Annotated in this window: 11 protein-coding genes; 8 read left to right on the top strand and 3 right to left on the bottom strand. The window is 73.9% G+C overall.

The genetic code is table 11. From position 1 onward, the window contains the following. Window positions 1-91: 91 nt before the first annotated feature. The 5 genes from BJ999_RS23255 (at window position 92) to polX (ending at window position 5413) form a co-directional block, all read left to right on the top strand. Window positions 92-1018, top strand: a complete 927-nt coding sequence (locus BJ999_RS23255) for an ABC transporter ATP-binding protein (RefSeq protein ID WP_179835243.1) — start codon at window positions 92-94, stop codon at window positions 1016-1018. Window positions 1019-1068: 50 nt separating this feature from the next. After that, complete coding sequence (locus tag BJ999_RS23260) at window positions 1069-1785, top strand: ABC transporter permease (RefSeq protein ID WP_179838760.1); 717 nt, start codon at window positions 1069-1071, stop codon at window positions 1783-1785. Window positions 1786-1788: 3 nt separating this feature from the next. Beyond that, window positions 1789-2748, top strand: coding sequence for an EamA family transporter (locus BJ999_RS23265; RefSeq protein WP_179835244.1), 960 nt, complete (start codon window positions 1789-1791; stop codon window positions 2746-2748). Between the two features lie 71 nt (window positions 2749-2819). After that, window positions 2820-3656, top strand: a complete 837-nt coding sequence (gene prcB, locus BJ999_RS23270) for a proteasome subunit beta (protein WP_179835245.1) — start codon at window positions 2820-2822, stop codon at window positions 3654-3656. Between the two features lie 38 nt (window positions 3657-3694). Then, a complete protein-coding gene (gene polX / locus BJ999_RS23275) occupies window positions 3695-5413 on the top strand; it encodes a DNA polymerase/3'-5' exonuclease PolX (RefSeq protein ID WP_179835246.1) in 1719 nt (572 codons plus the stop codon). 7 nt (window positions 5414-5420) lie between these two features. On the opposite strand, the gene BJ999_RS23280 is transcribed toward polX, so the two are convergent. From BJ999_RS23280 to BJ999_RS23290, 3 genes are all read right to left on the bottom strand, one after another. Further along, entirely contained in the window at window positions 5421-6419 is a 999-nt protein-coding gene (locus BJ999_RS23280; protein ID WP_179835247.1) for a COX15/CtaA family protein, read from the bottom strand. Between the two features lie 80 nt (window positions 6420-6499). After that, entirely contained in the window at window positions 6500-7723 is a 1224-nt protein-coding gene (locus BJ999_RS23285; protein ID WP_179835248.1) for a PrsW family intramembrane metalloprotease, read from the bottom strand. Between the two features lie 111 nt (window positions 7724-7834). Continuing rightward, window positions 7835-8824: a heme o synthase gene (locus tag BJ999_RS23290; RefSeq protein WP_179835249.1), complete on the bottom strand. Its 990-nt coding sequence runs from the start codon at window positions 8822-8824 to the stop codon at window positions 7835-7837. 546 nt (window positions 8825-9370) lie between these two features. Here BJ999_RS23290 and tkt point away from each other — a divergent pair. From tkt to BJ999_RS23305, 3 genes are all read left to right on the top strand, one after another. Then, a complete protein-coding gene (tkt, locus tag BJ999_RS23295) occupies window positions 9371-11497 on the top strand; it encodes a transketolase (RefSeq protein ID WP_179835250.1) in 2127 nt (708 codons plus the stop codon). 90 nt (window positions 11498-11587) lie between these two features. Beyond that, window positions 11588-12703 (top strand): transaldolase, encoded by a 1116-nt coding sequence (gene tal, locus BJ999_RS23300; RefSeq protein WP_179835251.1) that lies wholly within the window; start codon window positions 11588-11590, stop codon window positions 12701-12703. Continuing rightward, window positions 12700-14355, top strand: coding sequence for a glucose-6-phosphate isomerase (locus tag BJ999_RS23305; RefSeq protein WP_179835252.1), 1656 nt, complete (start codon window positions 12700-12702; stop codon window positions 14353-14355). The genes tal and BJ999_RS23305 overlap by 4 nt, the downstream gene beginning before the upstream one ends. Window positions 14356-14365: the final 10 nt, after the last annotated feature.

A 14365-nucleotide genomic window follows, 5' to 3' on the forward strand; every position in this document is an offset into this window, starting at 1 on the left:
GACTTCCACCGGGCGGCTTTACCGCGACTTCACGCCGGCGGCGCCGGGACCGGGCGCGGAGCTGTCCTGCCCCGGACCTAAACTCGTCACCATGACACCCCCCGGAGACGGCGCGGTCGAACTGCACTCGCTCGCCAAGCGCTACGGCGCGGTGGCGGCCGTGGACGGCCTGTCGCTCAGCGCCGCCCGGGGTGCGGTCACCGCGCTGCTCGGCCCGAACGGCGCCGGCAAGACCACCACGATCGAGATCTGCGAGGGGTTCCGGCGGGCCGATGCGGGCACCGTCCGCGTCCTCGGCCTCGACCCCGCCACCGACGGGCGCGCCCTGCGCCCGCGGGTCGGCGTGATGCCGCAGTCCGGCGGCGTGCCGGGCACCGCCCGGGCCGGCGAGTTCCTGCGGCTCGTGGCCTCGTTCCACACCGCGCCGCTCGACGCCTCCGCCCTGCTGGAGCGGCTCGGCCTCACCGGGCACGCCCGCACCCCGTTCCGGCGGATGTCGGGCGGGCAGCAGCAGCGGCTCTCCCTCGCCGTCGCCGTGGTCGGACGTCCCGAGCTGGTCTTCCTCGACGAGCCCACCACCGGGCTCGACCCGCAGGCCAGGCACGCCACCTGGGACCTGATCGGCGAGCTGCGCGCCGCCGGGGTCTCGGTCGTGCTCACCACGCACAACATGGAGGAGGCCGAGCGCCTCGCCGACCACATCGTGATCGTCGACGGCGGCCGGGTCGTCGCCGAGGGCGCCCCCGAGGAGCTGACCGGCGCCGAGCGGCAGCTGCGGTTCCGCGCCCGTCCCGGCCTCGGCCTGGAGGAGCTGCTCGCGGCGCTGCCCGCCGGGAGCGCCGCCAAGGAGTCGCCCGCCGGGCACTACCTGATCGAGGCCGACGTCCGGCCCGAGCTGCTGGCCACGGTCACCGCCTGGTGCGCCTCGCACGGCGTCCTGACCGAGGACCTGCGGATCGAGCGGCGCACGCTGGAGGACGTCTTCCTGGAACTCACCGGACGGGAGCTGCGCTCGTGACGACCTCGCTGGACCTCGCCCCCGCGCCGGGCGCCGCGCCGCTGCCGCGCATGATCCTCTCCCAGACCGGCTACGAGTTCCGCGCCGTGCTGCGCAACGGCGAGCAGCTGCTGCTCACACTGATCATCCCGGTGGTGCTGCTCGCGCTGTTCAGCGCCACGTCCCTGCTGGACCTCGGCGCGGGCCGCCGCGTCGACTTCCTGGCGCCCGGCATCCTCGCCCTCGCGGTGATGTCCACCGCGTTCACCGGCCAGGCCATCGGCACCGGCTTCGAGCGGCGCTACGGCGTCCTCAAGCGGCTCGGCGCGACCCCGCTGCCGCGCGGCGGGCTCATCGCCGCCAAGACGCTCAGCGTGGTCGCGGTCGAGGCCGTGCAGGCCGCGGTGGTCTGCGCCGTGGCGCTGGCGCTCGGCTGGCACCCGCACGGCGACCCCGCCTCGGTGGTCGTCCTGCTGCTGCTCGGCACCGCCGCGTTCAGCGGGTTCGGGCTGCTCATGGCCGGGACGCTGCGCGCCGAGGCCACCCTGGCCGCCGCCAACCTCGTCTACATCCTGCTGCTCGCCCTCGGCGGCGTCGTCTTCCCGCTGGACCGGTTCCCCGGCGCGGTGCGCTCCGCCCTGGAGCTGCTGCCGATCTCGGCGCTCTCCGAGGGGCTGCGCCAGGTCCTCCAGCACGGCGCCGCGTTCCCCGGCCGGCCGCTGGCGGTCCTCGCCGTGTGGGCCGTCGCGGGCCTCGTCCTGGCCGCCCGCTTCTTCAAGTGGGAGTAGCGCATGGTCCTGTCTGAAGCGCCCGGCTCGTTCGGCGGCGCGTCCCACCCCGCCCGGCCTTCCTGGGCGCGGGCGCTGTCATCGCGGAAACTGTCGCTCGGGTCGGTGCCGCCGCCCGCGCTGATCCTGCTCGGCATCATCTCCCTGCAGGTCGGGGCGGGCATGGCCAAGCACCTTTTCGACCGGCTGCCGCCGAGCGCCGTCGTGACGATGCGCCTGCTGACCTCGGCGATCGTGCTGGGGTTCCTCAGCCGCAAGGCGCTGCGGACCGTCCTGCGCGACCACTCGCGCTCCAGCCTCGCGATCGCCGCCGGCTTCGGGCTGGCGCTGGCGCTGATGAACTTCTCGATCTACCAGTCGTTCTCGCGGATCCCGCTGGGCGTCGCGGTCACGATCGAGTTCCTCGGGCCGCTCCTGGTCTCGATCGTCGCCTCCCGGCGCCCCCGCGACGCGCTGTGGGTCGTGCTGGCGGGCGCCGGGGTCGTCCTGCTCGCCAGGGGCGGCAGCGGCGCCCTCGACCCGGTCGGCATCGCGTTCGCCCTGCTGGCGGGGGCGTGCTGGGCGGGCTACATCGTGCTCACCGCCGCGACCGGCAGGCGGTTCCCCGGCTCCACCGGCCTGGCGCTCGCCAGCGTCGTCGGGACCGTCGCGATCCTCCCGCTCGGCGTGGCGTCCGCGGGCACCGCCCTGCTGGACCCGCGGCTGGTGCTGATCGGCCTCGGCGTCGGGCTGCTGTCGTCGGTGATCCCGTACTCGCTCGAACTGGAGGCGCTGCGGCGGATGCCCGCCCGCGTCTTCGGGATCCTCATGAGCCTGGAGCCCGCCGTCGCGGCGCTCGTCGGGGTGGCGCTGCTGGGCGAGATCCTCACGGCGCGCCAGTGGGTCGCGATCTGCTGCGTCATCGTCGCCTGCGCGGGCGCCACCCGGAGCCGGAAGGAGCCGCCCGAGGCCCCTGAGGCCTGAGCGGTGGCGGCCCCGTGTGGCAGCGTGGAAGGATCGGGACGTCGCGATCATCAAGCCGGAGAGGAGCCGCCGTGATCGGCCGGAGCGAGGACCAGGGGATTCCGCCCGAGTTCTTCGAGGCGGGGTCGGCGTCGTTCGTCGACTTCCTGCGCCTGCACTCCCCTGAGCTGCTGCCCGTCAACCGGGTGCCCGAGGGGGACGCGCCCGAACTGCCGCACGGGACGACGGTCCTGGCGCTGACGTTCCCGGGCGGCGTCATGATGGCCGGCGACCGGCGCGCCACGCAGGGCCACCGCATCGCCTACCGCGAGCTCGACAAGGTGCAGCGCGCCGACGAGTACTCCGCCGTCGCCTTCGCGGGCACGGTCGGGCTGGCGCTGGAGATGGTCCGGCTGTTCCAGGTGGAGCTGGAGCACTACGAGAAGATGGAGACCGTCCCGCTGTCGCTGCCGGGCAAGGCCCGCCGCCTCGGCGCCGTGATCCAGGCCAACCTCGCGCAGGCCCTCCAAGGGCTCGCGGTCGTCCCGCTGTTCGCCGGCCTCGACCCCGGTTCCGGCGAGGCGCGAATCTACACCTACGACATCACCGGCGCCCCGCAGGAGGCCCGCGGCTTCCACGCGGACGGCTCCGGCTCCCCGTACGCGACCGGCGCGCTGAAGAAGCTCTACCGCGACGACCTGTCCCTGGAGGACGCCGCCACCGTGTGCGTCCAGGCCCTCTACGACGCGGCCGACGACGACACCGCCACCGGCGGCCCCGACCCGGCCCGGCGCATCTACCCGACGATCGCGGTCGTCACCGCCGACGGCTACCGGCGGCTGCCCGAGGAGCAGGTCGCGGCGATCGCCGGGGAGGTCGTGCGCGGCCGGACCGAGCGGCCCGGCGGACCCGTCGCGCCCCTGCGCTGAGCGCCGGAAACGTCGTACCCGGCTTCTAGACTCGGCCCATGGCACGGGCGAACGACGAGGCTGCGGCCCTCATCCAGGAACTGGCGGACCTGCTGTCCATCACGGGCGGCGACGCTTTCAAGATCAGGGCGTACGAGAAGGCGGCGCGGGCGGTCGCGGGCCACCCCGGCGACATCGCCGGCCTCGACCTGGCCGGGCTCCGCACGATCTCGGGGGTGGGCGACGCGATCGCCAAGAAGCTCCTCGACTACAACACCACCGGAACGATCCGGCAGGTGGAGGAGCTGCGCACGCAGATCCCGGCCGGGGTCCGCGCCCTGACGGCCATCCCCACGCTCGGCCCGAAGAAGGCCCTCGCCGTCTACGAGGCGCTCGGCGTCTCCTCGGTGGACGAGCTGGCCGCCGCCGTCCAGGAGGGCCGGCTCCGCGGGCTCAAGGGCTTCGGCGCCAAGACCGAGGAGAACATCCTCCACGGCATCGAGCTGATGCGCAGCTCCGGCGAGCGCGTCCTGGTCGACGCCGCGGCGGGCGTCGCCGACGAGATCGTCGCGGCCCTGTCCGAACTGCCCCAGGTGGAGCGCTGCGCCCACGCCGGCTCGCTGCGCCGGATGCGCGAGACGATCGGCGACGTGGACGTGCTGGCCGCCTCCCGCGACCCGCGTCCGATCATGGAGGCGTTCACCGCGCTCCCGTTCGTCGCTGAGGTGATCGCGGGCGGCGACAAGAAGACCTCGATCCGCACCGCCCAGGGCCTGCAGGTCGACCTGCGCGTCGTCCCGCCCGAATCGTGGGGCGCCGCGCTCCAGTACTTCACCGGCTCGCAGGCCCACAACATCCGCACCCGCGAGATCGCCGTGAGGGCGCGGCTCAGGCTGTCGGAGTACGGGCTGTTCGACGCCCGGACCGACGAGCTGATCGTGTCCAGGACCGAGGAGGAGGTCTACGAGCGCCTCGGGCTCCCCTGGGTCCATCCCACCCTCCGCGAGGACTCCGGCGAGATCGAGGCGGCGCTGAAGGACGAACTGCCCCACCTGGTGACCGTCGAGGACCTCCGCGGCGACCTGCACAGCCACACCGACCTGACCGACGGCGTCGCCTCCCTGGAGGACATGGCCGCCGCCGCGCGGGACCGCGGCCTGGAGTACTACGCGATCACCGACCACGCGCCGAACCTGGTCATGCAGCGCATGACCGACGAGAAGATGCTCGCCCAGCGCGCGCAGGTCGCCGAGCTGCGGGAGCGGTTCCCCGGCCTCACGCTCCTGCACGGCACCGAGCTCAACATCGACCCCGACGGCGGCGTCGACTGGGACGCCGACTTCCTGTCCGGCTTCGACGTCTGCGTCGCCTCCGTCCACTCCCACTTCACGCAGGACGAGGCGAGCATGACCCGGCGGCTCGTCCGCGCGTGCGAGAACCCCCACGTCCACGTGATCGGGCACCCCACCGCCCGCAGCATCGGCCGCCGGGCGCCGGTGAACGCCGACTGGGACGAGGTGTTCCGCGCCGCCGCCCGCACCGGCACCGCGATGGAGATCGACTCCTTCCCCGACCGCCTCGACCTGCCCGCCGACCTGATCCGGCGCGCGAAGCGGTTCGGCGTGAAGTTCTCCATCGACACCGACGCCCACTCGGTGGGCCACCACCGCAACATCCGCTACGGCGTCGGCACCGCCCAGCGGGGCTGGCTGACCCCCGACGACGTCATCAACACCTGGCCGCTGGAGCGCCTCCGCGCGTTCCTGCGCAAGGCCTGAGCGCGGGTCAGGCGGGCTGGGGCGCCTCGGCGGGCCGCGGGGCCGCCGAGGCCGGGTCCGCGGCCGCGGAGGCGGGGCCCCGGTCCCGCAGGGCGAAGAACAGGCGGAACGCCGCGATCCACATCAGCACCGACCCGAGCATGTGCAGCAGCACCAGGCCGGCGGGCACGCCGAGGAAGTACTGGGTGTAGCCGACGGCGCCCTGCAGGACGATCAGCCCGGCCAGCTCGTGGGCGCGGCGGCGGGCGGCGGCGGGCGCCCCCGCGCGGTGCAGGGCCACGATGGCGAGCACCGTCAGGGCGATGGTGAGCCACGCCAGCTCGCCGTGGATCCGGGCGACGTCGGTGATGTCGAACCCGTAGCGGCGCGACTCGGCGTCGCCCGCGTGAGGGCCGGTGCCGGTGACGACGGTGCCCGCGACGAGCACGGCGGCGCAGGAGACCAGCAGCGCGGCGGCGAGGCGGCGCGTCCAGGGCCCGGCGAGCGGCCGGGGCGGCGCGTCGCCCTCTCCCGCGCGGATCCACAGCGCGACGCAGAACACCAGCAGGGCCGGCGAGACGAGGAAGTGCAGCGAGACCGCCGCCGGGTGCAGCTCGGTCAGCACGACGATGCCGCCGATGACCGCCTGAGCGACCACGCTCATCGGCTGGGCCAGCGCCCACCACACCAGGCCCCGGCGGCGCGGCCGCAGCCGCAGCGCGGCGACGAACACCAGCACGCCGACGCCCAGCACCACGAAGGTGATCAGCCGGTTGCCGAACTCGATCGACATGTTGAGCACATGGTGCTCAGGATCGTGGGTCGGCACGAGGCTGTCACCGGAGCAGCGCGGCCAGTCGGGGCAGCCGAGGCCGGACTTGGTGACGCGGACGGCGCCGCCGCTGACGACGATCACCACGTTGCCGATGACGCCGATCAGCGCGAGCAGCCGCAGCGACCCGGGCGTCGGGCGCCACACGCTGTTCCAGGTCCGGATCAGGAGGTTGGAGGACTCTCGCTCTGCCACGGCACCAATCGTATGGCCGGGTCCCCGCGACCGTGACCCGGCCCCCGGCCACCTCGCGCCGCTCCGCCCGCGTCCGCGGGTCAGGCGCCGTACGGACCGGGCGGCCGCGGCGGCAGGAACCCCGACGGCCCCTGCCGCGCCCAGGGCGGCCCGGCCTGCAGGCCCGCTCCGGGGCGCGGCGGGGTGCGCAGGAACGCCTGCCTGGCCAGTGACATCAGTGCGAGCAGCGAGTCGCGGCGGGTCAGGAACCAGCGCTGGTCGGCCACCCCCCGGTCTGCGCGCTTGTGCAGCAGCGCCAGCTCGGTCGCGGCGAGCTGGTAGTCGACCATGGCGCGCCCGGCGGGCGCGCCGCCGACCGAGCGGGCCCAGCGGCGGGCGGCGCGGCGCGAGGGGATGGAGCGCAGCATCCGCACGTCCTGCGGCGTCACCAGGCCCGTCCCCGCGTACATCGGCAGGTAGGCCTCGATGCGGCGCACGGTGTTGCGCCGCTCGACGAACACGATGACGATCAGCGTGACCAGGACGCAGAAGTCCAGCAGGTAGACGATGCCGAGCCCGCCGAGCCCGAACGCGGCGGCGCCGTTCCACAGCCCGTGCAGCACCATCGCGCCGAGCAGCCCGGCGAGCGGCGCGGCGATCTGGCCGCGCCGGTGCGTGGCGGCGTAGGCGACGCCGAGGCCGGTCATCGAGGTGAACAGCGGGTGGCTGAGCGGCGCGATCAGGCCGCGCAGGATGAAGACCGCCTGGAGCTGCTGGGCGCCGCCGTCCTCGAAGGCCCGCGTGTAGTAGGTGACGTTCTCCATCATGGCGAAGCCGAGCCCGACCATGGCGGCGTACATGATCCCGTCGGCGAACCCGTCGATCTCGTTGCGGCGGAACCACAGCATGCCGAACAGGACGGCGCCCTTCAGGGTCTCCTCGATGATCGGCGCGCCGACGGCGGCGCTGACGAAGTGGCCCTCCGTCTCGCCGAAGATGGGCACGGTCACGTACAGCATCCCGGCGGTGTTGAGCACGAGGGCGCCCAGAACGGCGACGCCCGCACCCCACATGAACGAGAAGGCGAGGGCGCGCGGCGGCTCGGGCTCCAGCCGGTCGAGGGTGAGGGCGAGGGCGATCAGCACCGGGATCGGCAGGATGGCGAGGAACACCCCGACCCAGAAGCCGGCCCCGCCGAGCGCGGCGTCCGCGCCGAGCGCGATGACGGCGCACAGCCCGGACACGGTCATGCCGAGGATCAGGCCGACCGGGGGCCGTCCGGGGACACGGCCTTCGAGCACCGCCTTGGGATCCATGCTCGCCATAACGCGAAGCGTAACGGCAGGTCGCACCGATCCGCTAAAGCGCAGACGATTCCCGCGGCGGCGGCGCGGGAGCACGCCGGCAGTACCGCGCGCCGGTCAGTACAGCGCCGGTCAGTACAGGAGGGGGTCGACCGCCACGGCGGTGAACAGCAGCGCCAGGTAGACGTTCGACAGGTGGAAGAAGCGCATCGGCCGCAGGTGGACGCCGGTGACCCCGGCGCGCACGGCCTTCAGCAGCCGGTGCCCCTCGGCCAGGAAGACCAGGCCGAGCACGACGGCGACGGCCCCGTACACAGGGCCCATCCCGGCGACGGGCCACAGCACCAGCGAGCAGGCGACGGTCGCGTAGGTGTACACGAGGCTCTCGACGACGACGCGGCGCTCGGACGCGACGACCGGCAGCATCGGGACCTTGGCGACGGCGTAGTCCTCGCGGTAGCGCATCGCGAGCGTCCAGGTGTGCGGCGGCGTCCAGAGGAACACCACGCCGAACAGGACGAACGGCGTCCAGGCGACGGTCCCGGTGACGGCGGCCCAGCCGATGAGGACGGGCATGCACCCGGCGATGCCGCCCCACACGACGTTCTGCGAGGTGCGCCGCTTGAGCAGCAGCGAGTAGACGAAGACGTAGAACAGGATCGCGAACAGCGAGCCCGCCGCGGCGACCGGGTTGACCGCGAGCAGGAACCCGGCGGTGGACAGCACGGCGAGCGTCACCCCGAAGACGAGGGCGCGGGCCGGGGTGACCTGGTGGCGGGCCAGCGGGCGGCGCCGGGTGCGGCGCATCTTGGCGTCGATGTCGCGGTCGATGTAGCAGTTGATCGCGTTGGCGGCGCCGGCGGACATGGTGCCGAACGCCAGCGTCAGCAGCACGGTGGACAGCGGCGGCACGCCCCGGTCCGCCAGGAACATCACCGGGATGGTGGTGATCAAGAGCAGCTCGATCACGCGCGGCTTGGTCAGCGCCACGTAGGCGCGCACGCTCGCACCGGGCGTGCGCCGGGCGGCCCGCTCGGCGGGGGGCGGCGCGAGCCCGGACGCGGGCGCCTCCGGCACCTGCTCGTCCAGGTCGATCCCGCGCTTGTTACTGAGCACCGTCACAATCGGGTCCACGTCTGACTAGGGATGAGAAATCGGTACCACCCTGGCGGTGCCCCGCGATCGGGCCGGCCTCGGCTGGGTGCGACTTCGGCTTGGTCGTCTTGCCGCGGCGGCTGGCGTCAGCCGCGCAATCACTGTAGTCCGCCCCCTCACGGAGGCGCGCACCGGGTCGCCGGACGCGTCGCGCCCGATGCCGGCGGCCCCCGTCCGGACCCGGGGCGACCTCGGATCACCCGCCGGATCCCCCGTGCGGGGGGTTAGTCCGCGGGGCGTTCGGGCAAGGGTGCATGAAGCGTCGCGGCCCGATGCCCGGCGCGTCGGCGCAGGGGTCCCCCGCCCCCGCCTGCGACGGCCCTCCCGCGCGATAGGCTCGCGGCTGGGCGCGGGCATGATCTTCGCGACCGCGCCCGTGCGGCCGTGCGGGGCGGGGGAAGAGGCGCCGCACCGCCGGGCGTTGTCCTCTGTGGGGGTCGTCTGCGGGGTCGCCGGCGCACAACATTACAGAGTGGTTCTTTGACATCGGTTCGAGAGGAGCCTGGCGTTTCCGTGAGCAGGGACAACAGCACGTTTGAGTGGTCCGAGCAGGACCGGCGCGCGGTGGACGTGATCCGCGCCCTCGCCATGGACGCGGTCGAGGAGGCGGGCTCCGGTCACCCCGGCACGGCGATGAGCCTCGCGCCGGCCGCCTACCTCCTCTTCCAGCGCTTCCTGCGGCACGACCCGACGGACCCGCACTGGGCCGGGCGGGACAGGTTCGTGCTGTCCTGCGGACACTCCAGCCTGACCCTCTACATCCAGCTGTACCTGTCGGGCTACCCGCTGACGCTGGACGACCTGAAGTCCCTGCGCAAGTGGGGCAGCCTCACCCCCGGCCACCCCGAGTACGGGCACACCGCGGGCGTGGAGACCACCACCGGGCCCCTCGGGCAGGGCATCGCGAACGCCGTGGGCATGGCGATGGCGGCCCGCCGCGAGCGCGGCCTGTTCGACCCGGACGCGCCGGAGGGCGAGTCCCCCTTCGACCACACCGTCTGGGCGATCGCGTCCGACGGCGACATCGAGGAGGGCATCAGCCACGAGGCGAGCGCGCTCGCCGCGCACCAGCGCCTGGGCAACCTGGTCCTGCTCTACGACGACAACCACATCTCGATCGAGGACGACACGGCGATCGCGCTGTCGGAGGACGTGCGCGCCCGGTACGCGGCCTACGGCTGGGACGTCCACCACGTCGACTGGACGCAGGACGGCGACTACGCGGAGAACGTCGCCGCGCTGGCGGAGGCGTTCGCCGCGGCAAAGGCCGACACGTCCCGCCCGTCCTTCATCGCGCTGCGCACGATCATCGGCTGGCCGGCGCCGAACAAGAAGAACACCGGCAAGATCCACGGTTCGGCGCTCGGCGCGGACGAGGTCGCCGCGACCAAGCGGATCCTCGGCATGGACCCGGCCGAGAGCTTCCTGGTCCCCGAGGACGTGCTGGCCCACGCCCGCGCCGTGTCCGACCGGGGCCGCGCCGACCACGCCGAGTGGGCCAAGGCGTTCGAGGCGTGGCGCTCCGCGAACCCCGAGCGGGCCGCGGAGTTCGACCGGATCTCGTCCCGGACGCTTCCGGCCGGCTGGGAGGCCGCGCTTCCGGAGTTCGAGGCGGGCAAGGCCCTCGCGACCCGCGCGGCGTCCGGTGAGGTGCTGGCGTCGCTGGCACCGACGCTGCCGGAGCTGTGGGGCGGCTCGGCCGACCTCGCGGAGAGCAACAACACGACGATGAAGGGCGAGCCCTCCTTCATCCCGGAGGAGTTCCAGACCAAGGAGTTCCCCGGCCACCGCTACGGCCGCACGCTGCACTTCGGCGTCCGCGAGCACGCGATGGCCGCGATCTGCAACGGCATCGCGCTGCACGGCGGCACCCGCCCCTACGGCGGCACGTTCCTGATCTTCAGTGACTACATGCGCCCGGCGGTCCGGCTGGCGGCGCTGATGAAGCTGCCGGTCACCTTCGTCTGGACGCACGACTCGATCGGCCTCGGCGAGGACGGCCCGACCCACCAGCCCGTCGAGCACCTGTGGGCGCTGCGGGCGATCCCCGGCCTGGACGTCGTCCGCCCGGCCGACGCCAACGAGACGGCGGTCGCGTGGCGGACGGTCCTGCAGCACACCGACCGGCCGGCCGGCCTGGCCCTGACCCGGCAGAAGCTGGCGACGCTGGAGCGCGGCGGCGAGATCGCGTCCGCCGAGGGCGTCGCCAAGGGCGGCTACGTGCTGGCCGACGCCGAGGGCGGGCGCCCCGAAGTGATCATCATCGCGACGGGCAGCGAGGTGGAGCTGGCGCTGCAGGCGCGCGCGACGCTGCAGTCCGAGGGCACCCCGACCCGTGTCGTGTCGATGCCGTGCGTGGAGTGGTTCGAGGAGCAGACCGACGCCTACCGGCAGGAGGTCCTCCCGCCGGGGGTGCGCGCCCGGGTGTCGGTCGAGGCCGGCGTGGCGCTCGGCTGGCGCGGCTACGTCGGCGACGCCGGCGAGTCGGTGAGCCTGGAGCACTTCGGCGCCTCGGCCGACTACAAGACCCTGTTCCTGCAGTTCGGCATCACGCCCGAACGCGTGGTGGCGGCGGCCAAGGCCAGCCTCATCAAGGCGGGAGTGCGGAACGCCGGTCAGGGCGAGACGACCGGCAACTGAGCGGGAGCCCGCGAGGCGGACGGCGTCCGCGCACCCCTGGGCGCCGCCCGCCCCCGGCGCGGCGATGAAGACGACGACGAGGAGAAAGCGATGAGCGAGATTCTGAAGAAGCTCTCGGGCGAGGGCGTGTCGATCTGGCTGGACGACATCAGCCGGGAGCGGCTGCGCACGGACAACCTGGCGGAGCTGGTCAAGGACAAGTACGTCGTCGGCGTCACGTCCAACCCGACGATCTTCGCGAAGGCGCTGGGCAAGGGCGACGCCTACGACGAGCAGGTCCGCGACCTCGCGGTGCGCGGCGTGGACGTCGAGGAGGCGTCCCGCGCGATCACCACCTACGACATCCGGTGGGGCTGCGACGTGCTGCGCCCGGTCTACGACCGGACGGAGGGCCTGGACGGCCGGGTGTCGATCGAGGTCGACCCGCGGGTGGCCCGCGACACCCGCCGCACGATCGCCGAGGCGCGTGCGCTGTGGTGGATGGTGGACCGGCCCAACCTGTTCATCAAGATCCCGGCGACCGAGGAGGGCCTGCCGGCGATCACGGCGGTGCTGGCCGAGGGCATCAGCGTGAACGTGACGCTGATCTTCTCGCTGGAGCGCTACGGCAAGGTCATCGACGCGTTCTTCGCCGGGCTGGAGAAGGCCCGGGAGAACGGCCACGACCTGTCGAAGATCGCCTCGGTGGCCTCGTTCTTCGTCAGCCGGGTGGACACCGAGATCGACAAGCGGCTCGACAAGATCGGCTCGGACGAGGCGAAGGCGCTGCGCTCGAAGGCGGGCCTCGCCAACGCCCGGCTCGCCTACGCGCTGTACGAGGAGAAGTCCGGCACCGACCGGTGGAAGGCGCTCAAGGACGCCGGGGCCCGTCCCCAGCGGCCGCTGTGGGCCTCGACCGGCGTGAAGGACCCCGACCTCAGCGACACGCTGTACGTGGACGAGCTGGTCGCGCCCGGCACGGTCAACACGATGCCGGAGGCGACGCTGTTGGCGGAGGCCGACCACGGCCAGGTCCGCGGCGACACCGTCCGGGGCGCCTACGACGACGCCCGCGCGCACATGGCGGCCCTGAAGGACGTCGGCGTCGACTACGACGACGTCGTCCGGGTGCTGGAGGATGAGGGCGTCGAGAAGTTCGAGGCGTCCTGGAAGGAGCTCCTCGACACCATCACCGGCGAGCTGGAGTCCAAGAAGGCCGGCGCGTGACCTCGGTGGTGACCGCCGGGGGGATCTCGGTCACCATCCGCGGCGCCGTCGTCGACGAGAGCGAGACGGTCCTGGACCGTCTCGTCTCCGACGGCGTGCCGGGCTCGCTGGCGTCCCGCAACGCCAAGCTGTGGGGTCCCGACGCGGCCCCGCTCGCCGCCCGCCGGCTCGGCTGGCTGGGTCTGCCGGAGACCTCGCGGTACCTGAGCGACCGCCTGTCGGGCCTGGTGGGCGAGGTCCGCTCCGCCGGGCTCGACCGGGTCGTGCTGGTCGCGTCCGGGGGTCCGGCGCTGGCGGCGGACGCGATCTGCCGGACGGCGGGCGCGGACCTGACCGTCCTCGACACCACCGACCCGCACGAGGTGTCCGCCGTCCTGGCCGGCGGCCTGGACCGGACGCTCGTCGTCGTGGTGGACGAGGGCATCGAGGCCGAGTCGCTTCGGCGCGTCTTCGGGCGCGCCTTCTCCGAGGCCGGACTGAAGGGGGCCGAGCTGGCGCGCCGGTTCGTCGTGGTGGCCGAGGAGGGCTCCGACCTCCAGCGGGCGGCCCGCGACGTCGGGCACCATCTCGTCCTGGCCGAGCCCGACGTCGACGGCCGGTTCGGCGCGCTCGGCGCGCGGGCGCTGGTCCCGGCGGCGCTGGCGGGCGTGGACGTCGAGGTCCTCCTGGACGAGGCGGCCCGGCTCGCGGGGGCGCTGCGGCAGCCCTACGACAACCCGGCGCTGGCGCTCGGCGCGGCGCTCGGCTCCTCGGCGCTCGGCGCCCGCGACAAGCTGGTGATCGCCGACCTCGGCTCCGGCCTGGACGGCTTCGCCGCGTGGGCGGAGCAGCTGGTCGCCGGGGCGATGGGCAAGGACGGCAAGGGCCTGCTCCCGGTCGTGGTGGAGGGCGTCGACGCGCCCGGCTTCGAGCTGACCGGGGAGCTGCGGCGCGTCATCCTCGGCCGCCGCCCGGACGAGCCGGGCCCCGGGCGCGAAGCGGGGGTGAGCGTCGCCGGGCCGCTCGGCGGGCAGTTCCTGCTGTGGGAGTACGCGGTCGCGGTCGCGTGCCGGGTGATCGGCGTCGACCCGTTCGCCGAGCCCGACGCCGGCGAGTCGCGGGAGAGCACGGCGGCGCTGCTGCGCTCGGAGGAGGGCGCCGCGCCGACGGTGGTGCACCGGCCTCCGGAGCTGGTCGAGGGCGCCGTCGAGGTGCACGCCCCCGAGGAGGCGCTGCGGGGCGCGCAGACCCTCACCGAGGCGGTGGACGCCCTCCTGGAGGACGTCGAGGACGGCGGCTACCTCGCGGTCCTGGCCTACCTGGACCGGTCCGGGGACGCCGCGGCGGCGGAGCTGCGGCCGCTGCTGGCCGCGCGGGCCGCCAAGGTCCGCCGGAAACCGGCCCCCGTCACGTTCGGGTGGGGGCCCCGCTGCCTGCACACGGCCGGGCAGTACCACAAGGGCGGCCCGGCGAACGGTGCGTTCCTGCAGATCACCGGCGCCGTCACCGACGACCTCCCGGTGCCGGGCAAGCCCTACAGCCTGGGTGAGCTGCACCTCGCGCAGGCGTTCGGCGATCTGCGGGTGCTGCGCTCGCTCGGCCGTCCCGCTTTCCGGATCCATCTGCGCGACCGCGCCGAGGGCCTCAGCCGGCTCGTTGCGGCCCTGAGCTGACCGACCGGGT

This window comes from Actinomadura citrea (assembly GCF_013409045.1).
GTDB classification, from domain to species: domain Bacteria; phylum Actinomycetota; class Actinomycetes; order Streptosporangiales; family Streptosporangiaceae; genus Spirillospora; species Spirillospora citrea.

Excerpts from the sequence above, each read along its gene's own strand:
- BJ999_RS23255 (WP_179835243.1), top strand. The coding sequence starts at position 92 with ATGACACCCCCCGGAGACGGCGCGGTCGAACTGCACTCGCTCGCCAAG.
- BJ999_RS23260 (WP_179838760.1), top strand. The coding sequence starts at position 1,069 with ATGATCCTCTCCCAGACCGGCTACGAGTTCCGCGCCGTGCTGCGCAAC.
- BJ999_RS23265 (WP_179835244.1), top strand. The coding sequence starts at position 1,789 with ATGGTCCTGTCTGAAGCGCCCGGCTCGTTCGGCGGCGCGTCCCACCCC.
- polX (WP_179835246.1), top strand. The coding sequence starts at position 3,695 with ATGGCACGGGCGAACGACGAGGCTGCGGCCCTCATCCAGGAACTGGCG.
- BJ999_RS23285 (WP_179835248.1), bottom strand. The coding sequence starts at position 7,723 with ATGGCGAGCATGGATCCCAAGGCGGTGCTCGAAGGCCGTGTCCCCGGA.
- tal (WP_179835251.1), top strand. The coding sequence starts at position 11,588 with ATGAGCGAGATTCTGAAGAAGCTCTCGGGCGAGGGCGTGTCGATCTGG.